The following is a 21,650-nucleotide window of genomic DNA, read 5'->3' on the forward strand; positions in this document are numbered from 1 at the left end:
ATACCTTCATCACACTCGTGGCGGACTGATTATCATGTAGATTTTGATACGTAACGAGACTGATGGCTAGCGATGTGTTTGTTTTTTTTTATTTTCAAAGCAGAAGCCGGCATAGGAGATGGGAGCCCGTCTCGTGGGCTGGGAGATGTGTAAAAGAGCGGGGTGTCCAGGCCAACCACCACCGACCCCGAGCCCCCCCCCTCCCGGAAGGACTACAAGAAGTCCCATCCCGGCACCGAGGAGCGCCAGCGCGAAGGCCGCGCCCGCCTCTGGGACAAGCCGCAGGACCAGGAACTGCAGGAAGGCTTCCGCGCGGCCCGCGTGCCGCAAAGGCCGTACGTGTATCAGGCCGACTGATACCGTCACGGCAGCCATGTCCAAGAACGCCTCCGTCCCAGGCGACGCTCTGGCCGCGCTCGTGGAACCGCCCGTCGACAGCACCCCTGACACGGTCGACAGCGTGGCGTTCGCTCGCCTTTACGGCGAGCCGCTGTTCCAGATGCCGACGGACCTGTACATCCCGCCGGACGCGCTGGAGATCTTCCTCGAGGCGTTCGAGGGGCCGCTGGACCTGCTGCTGTACCTGATCCGCAAGCAGAACTTCAACGTTCTGGACATCCCCATGGCGGATGTCACGCGGCAATACCTGTCGTATGTGGACCAGATCCGCATCCACAACCTGGAGCTGGCCGCCGAGTACCTGCTCATGGCGGCAATGCTCATCGAGATCAAGTCGCGCATGCTGCTGCCGGTCAGGAAGAGCGACACCGGCGAAGAGCCCGAGGATCCGCGCGCCGAACTGGTCCGCCGCCTGCTCGAGTACGAGCAGATGAAGCTGGCGGCGCAGAAGCTCGACGCCATGCCCCAGCTGGGCCGCGATTTCGTCAGCAGCCACGCCGTGGCCGACCTGAGCGTGGAGCGCATGCTGCCCGAGGTCGACGTGGACGACCTGCGCGCGGCCTGGGCCGACATCATGAAGCGCGCCCGGCTCAACCAGCACCACCACATCACGCGCGAACAGCTGTCCGTGCGCGACCACATGACCCATATCCTGAGGCGCCTGAACGACGTGCGCTTCATGGAGTTCGGCGACCTGTTCATGGAGCGCATCCGCGAAGGCGCGCCCGCGGCCGTGGTCGTCGTGCATTTCATCGCCATGCTCGAGCTGGCCCGCGAATCGCTGCTGGAGATCACGCAGGCCGAGCCCTACGCGCCGATCTACGTGCGCCTGGCCTACACGAGCGTGGCCGCCGTCGCGGCCTGATCCGCCGGCGGGGCTGCGCCAACCCCGGAGAATTCCCTTGAAAGTCGTCCACACCATCCAGGAACTGCGCGACCAGCTGCGCGGCCAGAATCGCGTCTCCTTCGTGCCCACCATGGGCAACCTGCACGAAGGCCACCTGTCCTTGATGAAGATGGCCCGCCAGCACGGCGACCCGGTGGTGGCCAGCATCTTCGTCAACCGGCTGCAGTTCGGGCCCAACGAGGACTTCGACCGCTATCCCCGCACGCTGGCCGCCGACATCGAGAAGATGGAGCGCGAGCGCGACGTCTACGTGCTGTTCGCGCCCGACGAGCGCGAGATGTATCCCGAGCCGCAGAACTACCGCGTGCAGCCGCCCGATGACCTGGGCGACATCCTGGAAGGCGAGTTCCGGCCCGGCTTCTTCACGGGCGTGAGCACGGTGGTGCTGAAGCTGTTCTCCTGCGTGCAGCCGCGCGTGGCCGTGTTCGGCAAGAAGGACTACCAGCAGCTCATGGTGGTGCGCAACATGTGCCGCCAGTTCCAGCTGCCGGTGGAAGTGCTGGCGCACGAGACCGTGCGCGCCGACGACGGCCTGGCGCTGTCGTCGCGCAACCGCTACCTGAGCGAGGCCGAGCGCGCCGAGGCGCCGGCGCTGTACGCCGAGCTGCGCGCCATCGAGCATCGGCTGGCCGCCGGCGCGACCGACGCGGTCGCGCTGGAGGCCGAGGCCGCCGCCAGCCTGGCGCGCCGTGGCTGGCAGGTGGACTACATCTCGGTGCGCCGCCAGCGCGACCTGAAGCGTCCGGAGGCCGCCGACCTGGCCGCCGGCGAGCCGCTGGGGGCGCTGGCCGCCGCCAAGCTGGGCGCGACCCGGCTGATCGACAACCTGGAACTCGCCTACCGGGCGTAGCCGCCGGGCGGCGGGCGCGGCCCGCCGCTGTCAGAATTGCCAGCTTACGACCTGGCCGCCATCACGGCAGACTGCGGGTATTCACAGGAATGCCAGCAGTCTTTGCCCATGCAGCTACGCTCCGATCTCGATTCCCTGCTCGCTTCGCTGACTCCGCGCGAACGCGAAATCGTCCTCTATGTGGCCACCGGTCGCGCCAACAAGGTCATCGCCATCGACCTGGGCATTTCGCTGCGCACGGCCGAGGCCCATCGCGCCCACATCTTCGAAAAACTCGGCGTCCGCAACGCCATGCAGCTGGCGTGCCGGCTGTGCGAGCACTGGCGCGCGGGAGCGTCGCCGTTGCTGCGGTATCCCGACGCGGCCGCGGTTTGCGCTGGCGCTTCCGATTCGTCCGCCGCCACCGCTGTGTCCGATTCGTCCAGTCCTTGTTCGCACCCTATCAGTCCGGCTGTTCCGCGCGGCCGGGGCCGGTCCTAGCGCGGGTCGCCAGGCCCGGAAACGCGCAGGCCCGCCAGAAGGCGGGCCTGTCGTGTCGCAGCCGGGCAGCCGGGTATCGCTGCCCGCCGCGTTCAGCCGTTGCCGGCGGCGCTCAAGGGCACTGCGGCGCGGCGGCCTTGGCCAGCTCGTCGATCGGGTCCAGGTCGGGCTGGCGGGTCAGGTTGTAGTTCAGGTTGGGCGTCTGGCCAGCGATGGAACGCACGCGCAGCACATTGTTGGCTGCGGCGGCGAACTCGGCGCGCACGTTGCCCTTGCCGTCCAGCAGGATCACGCGCGACGGGCGCTCGTCGGTGGCGTCCCAGCAGCCTTGCTCGACCACCGGCGCGCCCTGCTTGGCGTCGCTTTCCAGGTAGGCGACGCGGCCGCGCCAGCGGCCGTTGGGCGCCAGCGTCAGCGTCACGCGCTGCGCCGTGCACTGCATGGCGGGCGAGAAGCAGGGCAGCGTGCCCATGTAGGTCTGCGGCTGCGGCACGAGGCTGTGCGCGGCGGCGCTGGGCGTGGATGCCGGCAGGGCCGGGGCGGGCGCCGCGCCCGAGGCAGCGACGCCCGAGGCGGCGCCGCTGTCGGCGCCTTCGGGCACGGCCTGGCCGTCCTCGGTGGTATGGCCCGCTTGGGCGGCCTGGGCCTGCTGGCTGGCGGTCTTGCGCGGGGCGTCGGGCTTGAGCGCGATCTGCACTTGCGACGGTGCGCGCAGGACGGTGCGGTAGCCGGCGCCGGAGCCCTGGGACTGGGCGTCCGTGACGGTGCTTTCAGCCGGAGGGTCGTAATAGCCTTCGGTGCGCTGTTGCGCGCAGCCGGCGATACCGAGTGCCGAGCCGGCCAGCAGCAGCGCCATGATGTTGAATTTGCGGGGGCGGGTGGAGGTATCGTCGCGCGCGGTCATCATGGCAGCTTATCCGTGAATTGAGTCTGTCTCCGATTTTACGCACTTATGCGAAGATTCGATACGAATCCAATCGCCGCTCCGTCGAGCGGCCTGTCTTTATGCGCAAATTACGACACGTCCCCGGGCATGACCGCCTGGCATGCTTGCACCGCCCGTCCCCTAGCAGCGGGGCCTGGCCGTGCGCCTGGTCGGACGCCGGGGGTGCATGACGGCCATGTGGCAAGCCTTTGACCTGCCTCAATCCCTGTTCCTGGTTCTGGCGGCCCTGGCCGGCCTGGCCGTGGGCGGCTGGCTGACGCTGCTGACCCATCGGCTGCCGCGCATGATGGAACGAGAGTGGCAGGCGCATTGCCAGGAGTCCGCCGAGCCGGCCGTCGCCACGGAGCAGGCGTGCGCCCCGGCCTATGGCCTGCGCGCGCCGGCCTCGCATTGTCCGCAATGTGCGGCGCCGGTCCGGGGCGGGCGCCGGTGGCCGCGGGCGGGCTGGCTGCTGCTCAAGGGGCGCTGCGCGGCCTGCGGCGCCGCCATCGGCTGGCGCTATCCCGCGATCGAACTGCTGACCGCCGTATTGTTCGCCGCCTGCGCCTGGCGCTTCGGGCCCACGCCCATCGCGCTGTGCGGCATGGGCCTGTCGGCCGCCCTGGTGGCGCTGGCCTGGATCGACCTGGAGAGCACGCTGCTGCCCGACGCGATCACCTTGCCGCTGGCTTGGGCCGGGCTGCTGGTCAATCTGGGCGACGGTTTCACGCCGCTGCCGCTGGCGGTGCTGGGCGCGGTGGCCGGCTATGGTTTCCTGTGGCTGATCTTTCACGCGTTCCGCTATTTCACGGGGCGCGAAGGCATGGGCTACGGCGACTTCAAGCTGCTGGCCGCGCTGGGCGCGTGGTTCGGCGTGGGCGCGCTGCCCATGCTGCTGCTGGCGGCGTCGCTGGCCGGCGTGCTGGTGGGCGGTACGATGACGCTGGCCGGTCGCGCCAGCCGTGGCCAACCCTTGCCTTTCGGCCCCTACCTGGCGCTGGCCGGGGTGGCGGTGCTGCTGCTGGGCGGCGAGCCCGGGCTGGCAAGGCTGTTGCCATGACCGCCGGGCATGGCGCCGGCGCGCGAGCGGCCATACATGGGGCGAAGGCTATGAGCATATTCAAGATAGGTTTGACGGGCGGCATCGGCTCGGGCAAGTCGCGCGTGGCGGACATGCTGGCCGAGTGGGGCGCGTCCGTGGTGGACACCGATGAGATCGCGCGCGCGCTGACCGTCGCGGGCGGTTCGGCCATGCCCGCGATCGAGCAGGCGTTCGGCGCCGGGGCGCTGGCCGAGGACGGTTCGCTGGACCGCGCCTGGATGCGCGAGCGCGCTTTCGCCGATGCCTCGGTGCGGCAGCGGCTGGAAGCCGTGCTGCATCCGTTGATCGGCGATGAGACGGAGCGCCAGGCCGACGCGGCGCGCGGCTGCTATCTTGTGTTCGTGGTGCCGCTGCTGGTCGAGTCGCTGCCGCGCTGGCGGCCGCGCGTGGACCGCATCTGCGTGGTCGATTGCGATCCCGCCACGCAGGTCGCGCGCGTGCAGTCGCGCAGCGGGCTGACGGAGCCTGCCATACGGCGTATCATGGCGGCACAGGCTGCGCGGGCAAGCCGGCTGGCGGTCGCGGACGATGTCGTCGACAACGATGGCGACACCACACCGGAACAATTGCGCGCGCGGACGAAGACCGTGCATGAGCGTTGGTTGGCGTTGGCGGCCGCAAGGCCGTGAGCCTGGCGCCAATGCGGCGCTCATGAATAACCCGGCCCACGCGGCCGACTCCTGACGGGCCTGCATATAGCGTGATTGTTTACGAGTATCCCTTCAACGAGCGCATCCGCGCTTATCTGCGGCTGGAATACCTGTTCGACAGGCTGTTCTTCTTCGCCCGCGAGGGAGATTTCCGCCAACACCAGGTCGCCGTCACCGCCTTGTTCGACCTGCTCGACGCCTGCGAGCGCACCGATATCAAGGGCGCGCTGCTGCAGGATCTGGAACGGCAGCGCCTGGCGCTTGGTGCATTGCGCGACCATCCCGGCGTGGCCCAGGACGCGCTCGAAGGCATGCTGCGCGAAATGGAGAAGATCGCGCAAACGCTGTCGGCGACCGGCAAGACCGGCCAGTCGCTGCGCGAGAACGAATGGCTGACCAGCCTGCGCGGCCGCCTGTCGGTGGCGGGTGGCGCGATCCAGGTCGACATGCCCTCGTACTATTCCTGGCAGCACAAGGCCCAGGCCGCGCGCTGCGCCGACCTGCAGGCCTGGACCGCGCCCTTCGTCCCCCTGTACGACGGCCTGACGCTGGCGCTGCGCCTGTTGCGCGAGTCCGGCCGCAAGAGCGACACCGTGGCCGAGCAGGGCGCCTACCAGCAGATGCTGGGCGGCAAGCAGTTCCAGATGCTGCGCGTGTGGGTGGACCCGGCGCACGGCGTGTTTCCCGAGATCAGCGCCAATAAGTATATGATCTGGATACGTTTTTCCACCCAGGACGGGGATTTCAAGCCCCAGCCGGTGGCGCGGGACGTGCCCTTCCAGATGACGCTCTGCAATTCCTGAGCGCGGGGCCTTCAGGCCCCGATTCCTGTTGCGGGCTATTTCAGCGCGGCCGGGCATCATACGAATTCAACGTCGCCTAGTAGACAATACGGCTTTTCCCGCTCGCGCCGGATCCGCTTCCATGTCTCAAAGCCGTCCCGTTACTCCGCCTTCCCGTTGGACCCGACGCCGCTTGCTCGGGTGGGCCATCCTGTTGCTGGTCGTCGCCGGCATCGCCTGGCTGGCGCTGCGGCCTGCTGCCAAGCCCGGCGCGGGCCGTCCTGGCGCGGGACGCGGCCAGATGGCCGCCATGGCCAACATGGCCGTGCCGGTGCGCGCGGCGGCCGCGGTCAAGCAGGACATCGACATCTATCTCAAGTCCCTGGGCACCGTCACGGCCTACAACACCGTCACCGTGCGCAGCCGCGTCAGCGGCGAGCTGGTGGACGTGCCGTTCCAGGAAGGCCAGGTCGTCAAGGCCGGCGATCTGCTGGCGCAGGTGGACCCGCGCGCCTTCCAGGTCGCGCTGGCCCAGGCCCAGGGCACCCAGATGCAGAACCTGGCCCAGCTGGAAAACGCCCGCCGCGACCTGCAGCGCTACCAGGCCCTATACAAGCAGGACTCCATCGCCAAACAGCAGGTCGACACGCAGGCCGCGCTGGTGCGCCAGTACGAAGGCACGGTCAAGAGCGACCAGGCCAATGTCGACAATGCCAAGCTGCAGCTGGACTACTCGCGCATCACCGCGCCCATCAGCGGCCGCCTTGGCCTGCGCCAGGTGGACAAGGGCAACCTCGTTTCCAGTTCCGACACCAACGGCCTGGTGGTCATCACCCAGACCCAGCCCATCTCCGTGGTGTTCACGCTGCCCGAGACCCAGCTGCCCGAAGTGCGGGCCGAGCTGGCGGCCGGCCACAAGCTGACCGTGGAGGCCTATGACCGGGCCGATACCCGCCGCATCGCCAGCGGCAAGCTGGAAACGCTGGACAACCAGATCGACGTCACCACCGGCACGCTCAAGCTCAAGGCGCGCTTCGACAATGCCGACGACGCGCTGTTCCCGAACCAGTTCGTCAACGCGCGCCTGCACGTGACCACGCGCAAGGACGCCACCGCGATTCCCGTCGCGGCGGTGCAGCAGGGCTCGGCCGGCGCCTTCGTCTTCCTGGTCCAGGACGACGATACGGTGGCCGTGCGGCAGGTCAAGCTGGGCGCCGTCAACAACGGCATGGTGGCGGTCAACGAGGGCCTGCAGCCCGGCGACCGGGTCGTGACCGAGGGCACCGACCGCCTGCGCGCCGGCGCCAAGGTCGACGTCGCCAAGGGATCGGACACGATACCCAAGTCGACCGACAAGTCGCTGGGCGCGGGCGCGCCCGCCGGCACCACCCCGGCCACCCGATAAGCGGACGTCGCCGTGAGCCCGTCGCGCCTGTTCATCCTGCGGCCCGTGGCTACCACGCTGTCGATGGTGGCCATCCTGATCGCCGGCTTCATCGCCTACCGGCTGTTGCCGGTGTCGGCCCTGCCGGAAGTGGATTACCCGACCATCCAGGTGACCACGCTGTACCCCGGCGCCAGCCCCGACGTGATGACCTCGCTGGTCACTTCGCCGCTGGAGCGCCAGTTCGGACAGATGCCGGGCCTGAACCAGATGTCGTCCACCAGCTCCGGGGGCGCGTCGGTCATCACGCTGCAATTCAACCTGAGCCTGCCGCTGGACGTGGCCGAGCAGCAGGTGCAGGCGGCCATCAACGCGGCCTCCAACCTGCTGCCCAACGACCTGCCGGTGCCGCCGACCTACAACAAGGTCAATCCGGCGGACGCCGCCGTGCTGACGCTGGCGATCACCTCGCCCACCATGCCGCTGCCGCAGGTGCGCGACCTGGTGGACACGCGCGTCGCGCAGAAGCTGTCGCAGATTCCGGGCGTGGGCCTGGTCAGCGTGGCCGGCGGCCAGCGGCCGGCGGTGCGCGTGCAGGTCAATCCGCAGGCGCTGGCCGCCAACGGCATGTCGCTGTCGGACCTGCGCACGGCCATCGTCGGCGCCAACGTCAACCAGCCCAAGGGCAACCTGGACGGCCCGTTGCGCTCGACCACGATCAACGCCAACGACCAGCTCAAGACGCCCACCGACTACAACAGCCTGATCATCGCCTACAAGAACAACGCGCCGCTGCGCCTGTCGGACGTGGCGCGCGCGGTGGAAGGGGCCGAGGACGTGCGGCAGGCGGCCTGGGCGGGCGACAAGCCGGCCATCCTGCTGAACATCCAGCGCCAGCCCGGCGCCAACGTGATCGACGTGGTCAACCGGATCAATGCGTTGCTGCCGCAGCTGCGCGCGTCGCTGCCCGCCACGCTGGACGTGACCGTGGTGTCCGACCGCACCCAGACCATCCGCGATTCGGTGGCCGACGTGCAGTTCGAGATGCTGCTGGCCGTGGCGCTGGTGGTGATGGTGACCTTCGTGTTCCTGCGCAGCCTCACGGCCACGTTGATTCCCAGCGTGGTGGTGCCGCTGTCGCTGGTGGGCACCTTCGGCATCATGTACCTGGCCGGCTTCTCCATCAACAACCTGACGCTGATGGCGCTGACCATCGCCACCGGTTTCGTGGTGGACGACGCCATCGTCATGATCGAGAACATCGCCCGCCACATCGAGGAGGGCGAGAGCCCGCTGCAGGCGGCGCTCAAGGGCGCCTCGCAGATCGGCTTCACGCTGATCTCGCTGACCTTCTCGCTGATCGCCGTGCTGATCCCGCTGCTCTTCATGACCGAGGTGGTGGGCCGGCTGTTCCGCGAGTTCGCGATCACGCTGGCGGTGTCCATCCTGATCTCCCTGTTCGTATCGCTGACGCTCACGCCGATGATGTGCGCGCGCCTGCTGCGCGCCGAGTCCGAGCAGCGCCACGGACGCTTCCACCAGGTCACGGGCGCCTTCATCGACCGCGTCATCGCCGCCTACGACCGCATGCTGCAGGTGGTGCTGCGGCATCAGCCGCTGACGCTGCTGGTGGCCCTGGCGACCTTCGCGCTCACGGTGCTGCTGTACATCATGATCCCCAAGGGATTCTTCCCGCAGCAGGACACGGGCCTGATTCAGGCCATCACCCAGGCACCGCAATCGATCTCCTTCACGGCCATGGCCGAGCGCCAGCAGGCCGCCGCCAGCAAGGCGCTGGAGGATCCGGACGTGGCCGCCGTGTCGTCCTTCATCGGCGTGGACGGCAGCAATGCCACGCTCAGCGCCGGCCGCATGCTGATCGCGCTCAAGCCGCATGCCGAGCGCAGCGGCGACCTGCGCGCGGTCATGGCGCGGCTGCAGGATTCGCTGTCCAGCCAGGATGGCCTGACCGTCTACATGCAGCCGGTGCAGGACCTGACCATCGAGGACCGCGTCAGCCGCACGCAGTACCAGATGACACTGTCCAATCCCGACCTGGGCGTGCTGAGCCAATGGACGCCCAAGCTGGTCGAGCGGCTGCGCCAGGTGCCGGGCCTGTCGGACGTGACCGATGATCTGCAGGACGAGGGCTTGCAGACCTGGGTGGAGATCGACCGCGACGCGGCCTCGCGCCTGGGCATCACGGCCGCCGTGGTCGACGAGGCGCTGTACGACGCCTTCGGCCAGCGGCTGATCTCCACGATTTTCACGCAGTCGAACCAGTACCGCGTGGTGCTCGAGGCGCAGCCGCAGTTCCAGACCAATCCGGCGGCGCTGGGCCAGATCCACGTGCCGACGTCGACGGGCGGACAGGTGCCGTTGTCCTCGGTGGCGCGCATCACCGAAGGCAAGACCGTGCTGGCCGTGAACCGGCTGGACCAGTTCCCGATGGTGACCGTGTCGTTCAACCTGGCGCCGGGCGCCTCGCTGTCCGGCGCCGTCGAGGACATCAAGGCCGCCGAGGCCGAGATCGGCATGCCGGCCGGCGTGGAGACGCGCTTCCAGGGCGCGGCGCTGGCGTTCCAGAATTCACTGACGAGCACGCTGTGGCTGATCCTGGCGGCGGTGATCACCATGTACATCGTTCTGGGCGTGCTGTACGAGAGCTACATCCATCCGATCACCATCCTGTCGACGTTGCCCTCGGCCGGCGTGGGGGCGCTGCTGGCGCTCCTGATCAGCGGCACCGAGCTGGACATGATCGGCATTATCGGCATCATCCTGCTGATCGGCATCGTCAAGAAGAACGCGATCATGATGATCGACTTCGCGCTCGACGCCGAGCGCAAGCGCGGCCTGTCGCCGCGCGCGGCCATCCACGAGGCGGCGCTGCTGCGCTTCCGTCCCATTCTGATGACCACGCTGGCGGCGCTGTTCGGGGCGCTGCCGCTGATGCTGTCCACCGGCACGGGCGCTGAGTTGCGCCAGCCGCTGGGCCTGGTGATGGTGGGCGGGCTGCTGCTGAGCCAGGTGTTGACGCTGTTCACCACGCCGGTCATCTACCTGATGTTCGACCGCCTGTCGCGCCGCTGGCGCGGCGCGCGTCCCGCGCGGGCCGGGAACGCCTCATGATCATCTCGGCGCCCTTCATCGTCCGTCCGGTGGCGACCACGCTGCTCACCCTGGCGGTCGTGCTGGCGGGGCTGCTGTCGTTCTTCCTGCTGCCGGTGGCGCCGCTGCCGCAGGTGGACATACCCACCATCTCGGTGTCGGCCAGCCTGCCCGGCGCCAGCCCCGAGACCATGGCCTCCAGCGTGGCCACGCCGCTGGAACGCTCTCTGGGCAGCATCGCCGGCGTGACCGAGATGACCTCCAGCAGCACGCAGGGCTCGACCCGGGTCACGCTGCAATTCGACCTGAGCCGCGACATCAATGGCGCCGCCCGCGACGTGCAGGCCGCCATCAACGCGGCGCGCTCGCTGCTGCCGACCAGCCTGCGCAGCAATCCCACCTATCACAAGGCCAACCCGTCGGACGCGCCCATCATGACGCTGGCGCTGACGTCCGACACGCTCAGCCAGGGCCAGCTCTACGACCTGGCCTCGACCATCGTGGCGCAGAAGCTGTCGCAGGTGGACGGCGTGGGCGATGTGACGGTGGGCGGCAGCTCGCTGCCGGCCGTGCGCGTCACCGTGCTGCCCGGCGCGCTGGCCAATCGCGGCGTGTCGCTGGACGACGTGCGCACGGCGCTGGCCAATGCCAATGCCAACCGCCCCAAGGGCGTGCTGGAGAACGACCGCTATCACTGGCAGGTCATGGTCAACGACCAGCTCAGCCGCGCCGAGCAATACAAGCCGCTGATCGTGGCCTGGCGCGATGGCGCGCCGGTGCGCGTGTCGGACGTGGCCAAGGTCGAGGATTCTGTGGAGGACCTGTACCAGACGGGCTTCTTCAACGACCGCAAGGCCATCCTGATGATCCTGCGGCGCCAGGCCGACGCCAACATCATCGAGACCGTCGACGCGATACGCGCCCAGCTGCCCATGCTGTCCGCGCTGATGCCGGCCGACGTCAAGATGTCGGTGGCGCAGGACCGCACGCCCAGCATCCGCGCCTCGCTGCACGAGGCCGAGCTGACGCTGATCATCGCCGTGGGCCTGGTGGTGCTGGTGGTGCTGCTGTTCCTGCGGCGCTGGCGCGCCGCGCTGATCCCCAGCGTCGCGGTGCCGGTGTCGCTGATCGGCACCTTCTGCGTCATGTACCTGTGCGGCTTCACGCTGAACACGATCTCGCTGATGGCGCTGATCGTGGCCACGGGTTTCGTGGTGGACGACGCCATCGTGGTGCTGGAGAACATCATGCGCCACGTCGAGCAAGGCATGACGCCGATGCGCGCCGCGCTGCGCGGCTCGCGCGAGGTCGGCTTCACCGTGCTGTCCATGAGCCTGTCGCTGGTGGCCGTGTTCATCCCGATCCTGCTGATGGGCGGCGTGGTCGGGCGCCTGTTCCGCGAGTTCGCCGTCACGCTGTCGGCCGCCATCGCGGTGTCGCTAGTGGTGTCGCTGACGCTCACGCCGATGATGTGCGCGCGGCTGCTGCGCGCCGAGCCGGCCGAGCCCCGGCCGCCGGGCCGGCTGGCGCGCTGGTCCGAGCGCGGCTTCGCGGCCATGCAGGACGGCTACCGTCGCACGCTGGGCTGGGCGCTGGCGCACGGCCGGCTGATGATGCTGATCCTGGCCGCGGCCGTGGGGCTGAACGTCTATCTGTACACGGTGGTGCCCAAGGGCTTCTTCCCGCAGCAGGACACCGGCCAGCTGCTGGGGTTCTTCCGTGTCGACCAGGGCACTTCGTTCCAGGCCACCGTGCCCAAGCTGGATGCGCTGCGCAAGGTGGTGCTGGCCGATCCCGCCGTGCAGAGCATGACCGGTTTCGCCGGCGGGCGCGGCGGCAGCAACAGCAGCTTCATGCAGATCCAGCTCAAGCCGCTGGAAGAGCGCGGCGTGTCGGCCGACGTGGTCATCAACCGCCTGCGCGGCAAGCTGCAGAACATGCCGGGCGCGCGCATGTTCCTGGTGGCGCAGCAGGACATCCGCATCGGCGGCCGTTCCAGCCAGGGCTCGTATGACTACACGCTGATGTCCGGCGACCTGCAGCTGCTGCGGACCTGGATGCCCAAGGTGCAGCGCGCCATGGCCGAGGTGCCCGAGATCACCGACGTCGACACCGACGTCGAGGACAAGGGGCGCCAGATCAACCTGGTGATCGACCGCGAGGCCGCCACCCGGCTGGGCGTCAGCATGAGCACCATCTCCACCGTGCTCAACAATTCCTTCAGCCAGCGCCAGGTGTCGGTGATGTACGGCCCGCTCAACCAGTATCACGTGGTGATGGGCGTGGATCCGCGCTTCGCGCAGGATATCCAGTCGCTCAAGCAGGTGGAAGTGATCACCGCCACCGGCGCGCGCGTGCCCATGTCGGCCTTTGCCCGCTTCGAGGATGCCAATGCGCCGCTGAGCGTGCAGCACCAGGGGCTGTTCGTGGCCGACACGGTGTCGTTCAGCCTGGCGCCCGGCGTGTCGCTGGGCCAGGCCACGGCGGCCATCGACGCGGCGGTGGCGCGCACCGGGCTGCCTTCGGACCAGATCCAGGCGGGCTTCCAGGGCACCGCCGCCGCCCTGCAGCAGACGCTGGCGCAGCAGCCCTGGCTGATCCTGGCCGCGCTGGTCACCATGTACATCGTGCTGGGCATCCTGTACGAGAGCTTCGTGCACCCGTTGACCATCCTGTCGACGCTGCCTTCCGCCGGCCTGGGCGCGCTGCTGGCGCTGCTGATGCTGCGCCAGGACTTCACGCTGATCGCGCTGATCGGCGTGTTCCTGCTGATCGGCATCGTCAAGAAGAACGCCATCATGATGGTGGACTTCGCGCTGGAGGCCGAGCGCACGCAGGGGCTGGCGCCGCGCGACGCGATCTTCCAGGCCTGCCTGACGCGCTTCCGTCCCATCATGATGACGACCATGGCCGCCATCTTCGGCGCGCTGCCGCTGATGCTGGCCACCGGCGCCGGCGTCGAGATGCGCCAGCCGCTGGGCATCACCATCGTGGGGGGCCTGGTGTTGAGCCAGATCCTGACGCTCTACACCACGCCCGTGGTTTATCTCTATCTGGACCGCTTCCGTCTCTGGGCCGCGCGCAGGCGCCGTTCCGGCGGCGCGGCGGCCGTTTCCTCAGAACATCCATGACCCGCAACGCCAAGCCGTCGTTCCCCCTCCTGCCGCTGCGCGGCGCCGTCGCGCTCGCGCTGTGCGCCCTGCTGGGCGCCTGCGCCGTCGGGCCCGACTATCAGCGTCCGGCGCTGGACATCGGCGCGTCCTACAAGGAAGGGCAGGGCGAGGTGCCGGGCTGGAAGCCCGCCGAACCGCGCGACCAGGCCGATCGCGGCGCATGGTGGCGCGTCTATGGCGACGCCACGCTCGACGGCCTGGTCGAGCGCCTGAACGCATCGAACCAGACCATCGCGCAGGCCGAGGCCAACTATCGTCAGGCGCTGGGCCTGGTGCGCGGCGCGCGCGCCGGCTTCTTCCCGACCGTGGGCGCCAATGCCGGCGTCACGCGCTCGGGCAGCGGCGGTGGCACGCAGGGCGGCTCGTCCTCGTCGGGCGGCAATGTGTCGAATCAGTATTCGCTGAGCGGCAGCGTCAGCTGGGAGCTGGACGTGTGGGGCCGCGTGCGCCGCTCGGTCGAGTCGTCCGAGGCCGGCGCCGCCGCCAGCCAGGCCGATCTGGCCGCCACGCGGCTGAGCGCGCAGGCCAGCCTGGTGCTGACGTATCTGCAATTGCGCGTGCTGGACGAACAGAAGCGTCTGCTGGACGCCACCGTCGCGGCCTATGAACGGTCGCTGCGCCTGACGCAGAACCGCTACGAGGTCGGCGTGGCGGCGCAGGCGGATGTGGCCGTGGCGCGCACGCAGCTGGAAAACACGCGGGCCCAGTCCATCGACCTGGATTGGCAGCGCGGGCAGTACGAGCACGCCATCGCCGTGCTGATGGGGCAGGCACCGTCGCAGTTCAGCCTGACGCCCGCGCCGTTCACGCAGCAACTGCCGCAGATTCCGGTGGGGCTGCCGTCCGAGCTGCTGGAGCGGCGTCCCGACGTGGCGGCGGCGGAGCGCCGCGCGGCGGCCGCCAATGCCGATATCGGCGTGGCGCAGGCGGCCTGGTTCCCCAGCCTCACCCTGTCGGCGGACGGTGGTTTCCGCAGCGGCCAGTTCGCCGAGCTGCTGACGGCGCCGGCGCGCTTCTGGTCGCTCGGCCCGGCGCTGGCATTGACCGTATTCGACGGCGGCGCGCGCCAGGCCAAGGTGGATCAGGCGCGCGCGGCCTATGACGCGCAGGCGGCGGCCTATCGGCAGGCAGCGCTCACCGGCCTGCGCGAGGTCGAGGACTATCTGATCCAGCTGCGCGTCATGGAGCAGGAGCAGGTGGTGCAGGGCCGCGCGCTGGAGGCGGCGCGCGAATCGCTGCGCCTGGTCCGCAACCAGTACGAGGCCGGCCTGGTGGACTATCTGAGCGTGTCGGTGGTGCAGGCCACGGCGCTCAGCAGCGAGCGCAGCGCGCTGAGCCTGCTGGGCAACCGGCTGGCCGCCAGCGTCAACCTGATCGTGGCGCTGGGCGGCGGCTGGGATGGCTTGAATCCGTCGCCGGCGCAGGCCGCGACGGCGCCCGCGGATGCCGGGACGGCGGCTGCCGTCGCCGAGCCGGCTGCGGCGACGCCGGCGCGGCCCTAGTCCAGGGTCAGCCGCGCGGCCCTGGTCCTGTATCAGCCGCGCGGCGTGAAGGCGACGGTCAGCGCGGCCACCACGGCCGGCACGCCGAACACCAGCAGCAGGATGGGCAGTTCCTCGCGCACCGTGTAGCCGGCGCGGCTCACGCCGATCCACAGGTTCACGATCGACAGCAGCAGCCACGCCGGGATGAACAGCTTGGCGGCCAGCACGAGCGCGGCGGAGTCGCCGCCCCAGAGCCGGCCGAACAGCAGGAACACCGCCAGCACCAGCAGGCCATTGCAGATGGTCAGCAGCATGTGCATGTCTTTTCCTTCATGAATGACGCGCGGGCGCCGCCGGTGCGTTCCGGCGGCGCGCATGGCCCGCCCGCCGTTTACTTGGTGGTGTAGCCGCCGTTGATCAGGATGGTCTGGCCGGTGATCCACCAGCCGTCGGACACCAGGAAGCGGATGAAGGGCACCACGTCCTCGATGTCGGTCAAGCCGGTCTTGGAGAATGGCGACAGCGCGGCGGCGGCCTTGTGGTACGCCACCGCGTCGGCGCCTTCGGCCGGATAGAAGAAGGGCGTGTCCATCGGACCGGGGCCGACCGCCGTCACCGAGATGCCGCGGATGCCGTATTCCTTGGACGCGGCGCGGGTGTAGTGCTCGACCGGCGCCTTGGTGCCTGCGTAGGCGGCGTAGAACGGCGTGTAGGCGCCCAGCAGCGAAGTGACCAGCGTGCAGATCTTGCCGTTGTCGTTGACGTGACGACCCGCTTCGCGCAGGAAGAAGAACGCGGCCTTCGAGTTGACCGCCGTCATCTCGTCGTACTCGGCCTCGGTGATCTCGGTGAAGGGCTTCTTCAGCACCTTGCCCACGGTGTTGATCGCGATGTCGGGCCGGCCGACGGCGGCCACCGCGTCGGCGAACAGCTTTTCCATGGCGCCGGCCGAGCTCAGGTCGGCCTGCAACGCCACCGCCTGCGTGCCCAACTGCTTTACCGCCGCCACGGTGGCGTCGGCGTCCGCCTTGGTCGCCGGACTGTTGTAGTGGATCGCCACGGCGCGCGCGCCCTGTTGCGCCAGGTCGCGGGCGATCAGCCCGCCCAGGTTCTTCGCGCCGCCCGCGATGATGATGGTCTTGCCCTTGATGCCGTGATCCGCCATGAGAGGCTCCTGATTGCGGGGCCGCCGGATTGCGGCCGCTCATGGAAGGGAATGATATATTCCACAAAATCAGGATAAAGCTGTTAATTCTGTCTTTACTGTCCAGAATTAACGAACATTCTGGCGGCTTCGGCTTCGGCTTCGGCTTCGGCCAGCCGGGTTGGCGCTTCCGCGCCGCCCGTCCCTCATCGACTCATACGCCGGCTCGCGGCCGGATCCCGCATGGATAGGATCGACCTGTTTCGCGTCTACGCCCGCGTCGTCGAATGCGCCAACTTCACCCGCGCGGCGGATACGCTGGGCTTGCCCCGTTCCACGGTGTCGGCGGCCATCCAGGAACTGGAGGGCCGGGTCGGCGCGCGGCTCCTGAACCGCACCACGCGCCAGGTCGCGCCCACGCGCGAGGGCGAGGTCTTCTACGCGCGCTGCCTGCGCCTGATCGAAGACATGGAAGAGGCCGAGAACCTGTTCCGCCAGGCCTCGGTCGGGCCGCGCGGCGTGCTGCGCGTGGACGTGCCGGGCCGGGTGGGGCGGTTGATCGTGGCGCCGGCGCTGCCCGCGTTTCTCGACGCGTATCCGCAGATCGACATCACGCTGGGCGTGACGGACCGTGCCGTCAACCTGATCGAGGAAGGCGTGGATTGCGCGCTGCGCGTGGGCGAGCTGCCGGATTCCGGACTGGTGGCGCGCACGATGGGCAAGCTGCCGCTCATCAACGTCGCCAGCCCGGCCTATCTGGCGCGCCACGGCGTGCCGCGCACGCCGGCGGACCTGGACGCGCATGCCTGCGTGCACTACGCCTCGCCGTCCACGGGCCGCGTCGCGCCATGGGAATGGCTGGAAGGGCAGGTCGCGCGCATACGCACGCTGCCCGGCCGCGTCACGGTCAACAATGCCGAAGCCTATATCGCCAGTTGCCTGGCCGGGCTGGGGCTGATCCAGATCCCGGCCTATGACGTGCGCCAGCATCTTGCGTCGGGCGAGCTGGTGGCCGTGATGCAGGACCATCCGCCCGCGCCCATGCCGATGACCTTGCTCTATCCGCAGCGGCGGCTGCCGTCGCGCAGGGTGCAGGTGTTCGCGGACTGGCTCGAGGCCCTGCTGCGCGAGGCCTGCGAGCCGGCGTGACGCGGCGGCGGCATGGCCGCCGTCAGCGCCATCCCATGCCGGATCAGCGCTCGGCGTCGGGCGCGGCGGGCGGTTTGTGTTCCGCCTCCAGCTCGGCCAGCGAGGCGCTGCGCAGCGGCTCCGGGAAGCCGCCCGACACCAGGTGCGCCAGCGCCGCGTCGATCCGCTGCCAGCCTTCCGGTTCGCGCAGCGGCAGGCCCAGGAAATGGCTTTCGGTCTTGGCGCGCAGCGTCAGGTAGAGCACGCCGGCCAGCATCACGCTGACCACGGCGGGCGCGTCCAGGCCGGGACTGAGCCCGTCGATGCGGTCGATGAAGTCGCGCGCGGCGCGTTCGCGCCGCTCGGCCAGCGGGGCCGACACCTCATTGCGTTCGATCAGCTCCCAGCGCCGCACTTCGCGCAAGGTGTCGTTGCCGGCCAGCGCCTCGACCTGCGCGCGCAGCATGGACAGCACCAGGTCGGCTGGCGTGCGCTGGCTGGCCTCGTCGGACAGCAGCAGGCCGGGATTGCGCGTCCAGAAATCCTGTTCCTGCATCCAGGCCAGCATCAGGCCGGGCATGCCGTCGAAGTAGCGGTAGATCAGTTCCTTGCTGACGCCGGCGCGCTTGGCGATGGCGTTGATGCCGACGCCGCCCATGCCCGTTTCCCGGATCTGTTCCTCCAGGGCCTGCAGGATCTGGCGTTCGGTTTTCTCGCGTCGGGACATGGGCGCATTCCTTCGATGGGGCGGGCCGCCGGCGCGCGGCGGCGTGAAGCGCCGGCGCCGTGGACATCAGCCGAATTCTAAAGAGGAATCAGCGAATCGACGAACGCCCGCGTCGGCATGGCCCAGCCGAAGTGGTGGACGACCTCTTCCAGCACATGCTGTTGCTGCCGGGCGGTGAACGCCGCCGTGGCATCGCTCAGCACCACCGGCTCATAGCCCAGGTCGTGCGCCGCGCGCAGCGTGGATTCGATGCACACATGGGTGGCATAGCCCGCCAGGTAAAGGCGGGTGATGCCCTGGGCGCGCAGGTAGTTATCCAGGTCTGAAGCGGCGAAGGCGCTGGCGCCGGCGCGGCCGCTGATCACGAACTCATTCGGCAGCGGGGCGAACGGTCCGTGGAACTGCCAGCCGGAGTTCTGCTTCTGCCAGGTGCCGGCTTGCGGGATGGCGCCGCGCAGGCCGAAGCGCGCGCGGCCGAATTCGCGGTAGTCCGGCGACAGCTGCAAGGTGGCGTGGATCACCGGCATGCCGGCCTTGCGGGCGGCGGCGAGCGCCTGCCCGCCGGCTTCCTGGGACAGGGCGAACTGGCGTTCGTCCTGGATCAGTCCGCGCAGCCGGCCATCCGGGGCCAGCCATTCGTGGACGAATTCGATCATGACCAGCGCCGCCCGGCCCTGGCCGGGCGCCAGCGGCGGCGGCATGTGCAGGGTCGCGTCGGGCGCCTTGCCGGGGGAGGCCTCGAGCCGGGGCGACGCCGCGGTCGCGTCGCTGGCCCCGGCGCCCAGCGCGGACATCAGGAACAGTTTGGAGAACAGGTTCTGGCTGAGTTTCAACATGGTGGATCCCTTTTCAAAGAAGGCGGGATCGACTATATGAATGATTCACAGGCATGATAAGAGGATTAAAGTCCAAGTAACTATGAATCTAGGGCATAGATAAAAGGCCATCGACCGAATCCCATGGACCCCTTCAGCGATATCAGCACCTTTGTCCGCGCCGCCGAGGCCGGCAACTTCACCCGCGCGGCGCGCGTTTTGCAGCTCAGCCCGTCCGCGGTCAGCAAGGCGGTGGCCCGGCTGGAGGCCGAGTTGGGCGTGCGCCTGTTTCACCGATCGCCGCGCCAGATCACGCTGACCGGCGATGGCGAATCCTTCTTCGAGGCGTGCCGCCAGGGCATGACGGCCATCGAGGATGCCCGCGGCATGCTGTCCGGCGGACCCCAGCCCTGGCGCGGCAAGCTGCGCATCTGCATCCCGGTGAGTTTCGGCCAGTACGTGGCGGCGCCGGCGTTGGGGGCGTGGCTGGACGCGCATCCCGGGCTGGACATCGAGCTGATGCTGACCGACCGCCATGTCGACATGACCGCCGAACGCTACGACCTGGCCGTGATGCTGGGCGAGGTGCCGGACTCGCGCCTGGTCGCCCGGCCGCTGCCGCCGCATCGCTTCCTGACCGTGGCCGCGCCGGCCTATCTGCGGCGGCGCGGCGCGCCCGAGACGCCGGACGCGCTCGGGGGGCATGACTGCCTGCGCTACGTGATGGCCAACAGCGGCCAGTTCCGGCCATGGACCTTTGCCAGGGACGGGCAGCAATACCGCCATTTTCCGGCCGGCCCCGTGGCCAGCGACCACGCGGCGGCGCTGCTGGCGCTGGCCGAAAGCGGGCGCGGCATCCTGCAGGCGCCGCGCTACGTGGTGGCGCAGGCGCTGGACGCAGGCCGGCTGGTTCCGGTGCTGAACGGCTACGACAGCATCGGCGCGCCGCTTGCGGTGGTGTACGAGAAGGCGCGCCACGGCTCGCCGCGAAACAGATTGGCCGCCGAGTTCCTGCTGGGCCTGGGATCGGCGCTGTAAGAGCGCGCAGCAGCGTGCGAGGCGGCTGCGCACGCGGGCGGGACGGCCCGCGTGCGAACCGCGCGGGGCGAGAGCCTAGAGTCCGACCGCGCCCAGGTCCGGACGGCGCAGGTGCCAGTCCGTGGCGGCCTGGAAGGCCATGCCGATACGGCCCAGCGCGGCCTCGCCGTGGGGGCTGCCCAGCAGTTGCACGCCCACGGGCAAGCCGTCGGCGGTGAAGCCTGCCGGCAGCGCCAGGCCGGACGCGTTGACGTAGTTGCCGGCGCGCGTGAAGGCCGCCAGCGGCGTCGCCGTTTCGTCGACGTCTTCGAGGCGGCAGGCGGCGAAGGGCAGGCACGGCGTCAGCAGCGCGTCGGCGCCGCGCATCCATTCGGCCCAGGCCGCGCAGGCGCGGGCGTGCGCCTGCAGCGCCAGCACGTAGTCCGCCGCGCCCGTGGCCTTGCCCGCCAGCACGCGGGCGCGCACATGCCTGCCGAACGGCAGGGAGTCGTCCTCGATGTATTCGCGGTGCAGCGCATAGGCTTCGGCGGCGATGATCACGCCATTGCGCAGCATCATGTCGTGGAAGTCGAACGGGAAGGGCGTTTCGCGCACCTCGGCGCCCAGTTCGATCAGCGCGCGGCGCGTGTCGTCCAGCGCGGCCAGCACGGCGCCATCCACTTCGATCGGGTATTGCGCCGGCGGCATCATGGCGATGCGCATGCCGCGCAGGGGCTGCGCGCCGGCGGGCGTTTCGGGCATCAGGAAGGCCGGCACGCCCTGCGTGAGCGGATCCCTCGGATCGGCGCCGGCCATGGCTTGCGTCAGCAGCAGCGCGTCGCGCACGTCGCGCGTCAGCGGGCCGATGGAGTCCAGCGTGCCGGACAGCGGCACCGCGCCATGCAGGCTGACCAGCCCGCGCGTGGTCTTCAGGCCGGTGACGCCGTTGAGCGCCGCCGGGATGCGCACCGAGCCGCCCGTGTCCGAGCCCAGCGCGGCGGGCGCCAGGCCGGCGGCCACGGCCACGCCCGAGCCGCTGGACGAGCCGCCCGGAATGCGCGCGTGTTCCAGGTCCCAGGGATTGCGCGGCGTGCCCATCACGGGATTGGTGCCCCAGCCGCCGAATGCGAACTCGACCATGTGCAGCTTGCCCAGCGGCACCATGCCGCCCGCCAGCAGCCTGGCCACGGCGGTCGAGGTGGTCGTGCCGCGCCGCTGGCGCCAGGCCTGCGAGCCGGCGGTGGCGACCTGGCCTTCGATGTCGCACAGGTCCTTGATGGCCACGGGCACGCCGTCCAGCGGGCCCAGCAGGCCGTAGCCGGCGCGGCGGCGCGCGTCGGCGGCCTCGGCCAGGCGCAGCGTGCTGTCGGCATCCACGCTCACATAGGCGTGCAGCGCCTGATTGGCGCGGCCGATGCGGTCCAGGAAGTGCTTCGCCAACTCCACCGAGCTGTGGCGTCCCTCGGCCAGGCCCAGGGCGAGTTCGCTCAGCGTGGCAAATGCGATGTCAGACATGTTTTCCTCGGGTTGGTGCGCGGGCCGCGCGCGCGGCGCGGCCCGGCGCGATGCGCG

General features: G+C 69.5%; 19 protein-coding genes. 13 read left to right on the top strand and 6 right to left on the bottom strand.

Annotated elements, in window-relative coordinates; genetic code table 11:
• The first annotated feature begins 162 nt into the window (after nt 1-162).
• From KDH83_RS15005 to KDH83_RS15020, 4 genes are all read left to right on the top strand, one after another.
• The gene (locus KDH83_RS15005; protein ID WP_212317154.1) at nt 163-357 is read left to right on the top strand and encodes a DUF3460 family protein; all 195 of its coding nucleotides are present in this window, start codon (nt 163-165) and stop codon (nt 355-357) included.
• 16 nt (nt 358-373) lie between these two features.
• A complete protein-coding gene (locus tag KDH83_RS15010; RefSeq protein ID WP_212317156.1) occupies nt 374-1,264 on the top strand; it encodes a ScpA family protein in 891 nt (296 codons plus the stop codon).
• A 37-nt stretch (nt 1,265-1,301) separates the two neighbouring features.
• Nucleotides 1,302-2,156 (top strand): pantoate--beta-alanine ligase, encoded by an 855-nt coding sequence (gene panC, locus KDH83_RS15015; protein ID WP_212317163.1) that lies wholly within the window; start codon nt 1,302-1,304, stop codon nt 2,154-2,156.
• 108 nt (nt 2,157-2,264) lie between these two features.
• Nucleotides 2,265-2,636 carry a helix-turn-helix transcriptional regulator gene (locus tag KDH83_RS15020; protein ID WP_212317166.1) on the top strand — a complete coding sequence of 124 codons (372 nt, stop codon included), beginning with the start codon at nt 2,265-2,267 and terminating at the stop codon, nt 2,634-2,636.
• A 112-nt stretch (nt 2,637-2,748) separates the two neighbouring features.
• On the opposite strand, the gene KDH83_RS15025 is transcribed toward KDH83_RS15020, so the two are convergent.
• Complete coding sequence (locus tag KDH83_RS15025) at nt 2,749-3,540, bottom strand: copper resistance protein NlpE N-terminal domain-containing protein (RefSeq protein WP_212317227.1); 792 nt, start codon at nt 3,538-3,540, stop codon at nt 2,749-2,751.
• Between the two features lie 217 nt (nt 3,541-3,757).
• On the opposite strand from KDH83_RS15025, the gene KDH83_RS15030 reads away from it, so the two are divergent.
• The 7 genes from KDH83_RS15030 to KDH83_RS15060 all read left to right on the top strand — a co-directional run bounded on the left by KDH83_RS15030 (nt 3,758) and on the right by KDH83_RS15060 (nt 15,265).
• Nucleotides 3,758-4,621: an A24 family peptidase gene (locus tag KDH83_RS15030; protein ID WP_212317168.1), complete on the top strand. Its 864-nt coding sequence runs from the start codon at nt 3,758-3,760 to the stop codon at nt 4,619-4,621.
• 50 nt (nt 4,622-4,671) lie between these two features.
• Nucleotides 4,672-5,292 carry a dephospho-CoA kinase gene (gene coaE / locus KDH83_RS15035; protein ID WP_212317170.1) on the top strand — a complete coding sequence of 207 codons (621 nt, stop codon included), beginning with the start codon at nt 4,672-4,674 and terminating at the stop codon, nt 5,290-5,292.
• 71 nt (nt 5,293-5,363) lie between these two features.
• Entirely contained in the window at nt 5,364-6,116 is a 753-nt protein-coding gene (gene zapD, locus KDH83_RS15040) for a cell division protein ZapD (protein ID WP_212317172.1), read from the top strand.
• Nucleotides 6,117-6,237: 121 nt separating this feature from the next.
• Nucleotides 6,238-7,500, top strand: coding sequence for an MdtA/MuxA family multidrug efflux RND transporter periplasmic adaptor subunit (locus KDH83_RS15045; RefSeq protein ID WP_212317175.1), 1,263 nt, complete (start codon nt 6,238-6,240; stop codon nt 7,498-7,500).
• Between the two features lie 12 nt (nt 7,501-7,512).
• On the top strand, nt 7,513-10,611 hold the full coding sequence (locus KDH83_RS15050; RefSeq protein WP_212317177.1) for an MdtB/MuxB family multidrug efflux RND transporter permease subunit: 3,099 nt from the start codon (nt 7,513-7,515) through the stop codon (nt 10,609-10,611).
• Nucleotides 10,608-13,721: a multidrug efflux RND transporter permease subunit gene (locus KDH83_RS15055; RefSeq protein ID WP_212317179.1), complete on the top strand. Its 3,114-nt coding sequence runs from the start codon at nt 10,608-10,610 to the stop codon at nt 13,719-13,721. The genes KDH83_RS15050 and KDH83_RS15055 overlap by 4 nt, the downstream gene beginning before the upstream one ends.
• Nucleotides 13,718-15,265 (top strand): efflux transporter outer membrane subunit, encoded by a 1,548-nt coding sequence (locus KDH83_RS15060; RefSeq protein WP_212317181.1) that lies wholly within the window; start codon nt 13,718-13,720, stop codon nt 15,263-15,265. The genes KDH83_RS15055 and KDH83_RS15060 overlap by 4 nt, the downstream gene beginning before the upstream one ends.
• Nucleotides 15,266-15,297: 32 nt before the next feature.
• Here KDH83_RS15060 and KDH83_RS15065 read toward each other — a convergent pair whose 3' ends face one another.
• Together KDH83_RS15065 and KDH83_RS15070 are read right to left on the bottom strand one after the other, a co-directional pair.
• Nucleotides 15,298-15,567 (bottom strand): hypothetical protein, encoded by a 270-nt coding sequence (locus KDH83_RS15065; protein WP_212317183.1) that lies wholly within the window; start codon nt 15,565-15,567, stop codon nt 15,298-15,300.
• 71 nt (nt 15,568-15,638) lie between these two features.
• The gene (locus tag KDH83_RS15070) at nt 15,639-16,412 is read right to left on the bottom strand and encodes an SDR family oxidoreductase (RefSeq protein WP_212317185.1); all 774 of its coding nucleotides are present in this window, start codon (nt 16,410-16,412) and stop codon (nt 15,639-15,641) included.
• Between the two features lie 222 nt (nt 16,413-16,634).
• Here KDH83_RS15070 and KDH83_RS15075 point away from each other — a divergent pair, with 222 nt between their 5' ends.
• Nucleotides 16,635-17,540, top strand: coding sequence for a LysR family transcriptional regulator (locus tag KDH83_RS15075; RefSeq protein ID WP_212317187.1), 906 nt, complete (start codon nt 16,635-16,637; stop codon nt 17,538-17,540).
• Nucleotides 17,541-17,583: 43 nt separating this feature from the next.
• On the opposite strand, the gene KDH83_RS15080 is transcribed toward KDH83_RS15075, so the two are convergent.
• Both KDH83_RS15080 and KDH83_RS15085 read right to left on the bottom strand, forming a co-directional pair.
• Entirely contained in the window at nt 17,584-18,246 is a 663-nt protein-coding gene (locus KDH83_RS15080) for a TetR/AcrR family transcriptional regulator (protein ID WP_212317196.1), read from the bottom strand.
• 77 nt (nt 18,247-18,323) lie between these two features.
• Nucleotides 18,324-19,082, bottom strand: a complete 759-nt coding sequence (locus tag KDH83_RS15085; protein WP_212317198.1) for a cysteine hydrolase — start codon at nt 19,080-19,082, stop codon at nt 18,324-18,326.
• 123 nt (nt 19,083-19,205) lie between these two features.
• On the opposite strand from KDH83_RS15085, the gene KDH83_RS15090 reads away from it, so the two are divergent.
• The gene (locus tag KDH83_RS15090; RefSeq protein ID WP_212317200.1) at nt 19,206-20,099 is read left to right on the top strand and encodes a LysR family transcriptional regulator; all 894 of its coding nucleotides are present in this window, start codon (nt 19,206-19,208) and stop codon (nt 20,097-20,099) included.
• Nucleotides 20,100-20,174: 75 nt separating this feature from the next.
• Here the strand turns inward: KDH83_RS15090 and KDH83_RS15095 are convergent, their stop codons facing one another.
• Nucleotides 20,175-21,593, bottom strand: coding sequence for an amidase (locus KDH83_RS15095; RefSeq protein WP_212317209.1), 1,419 nt, complete (start codon nt 21,591-21,593; stop codon nt 20,175-20,177).
• Nucleotides 21,594-21,650: the final 57 nt, after the last annotated feature.

It is taken from the genome of Achromobacter sp. Marseille-Q0513, assembly GCF_018195695.1.
Lineage (GTDB): Bacteria > Pseudomonadota > Gammaproteobacteria > Burkholderiales > Burkholderiaceae_B > Achromobacter.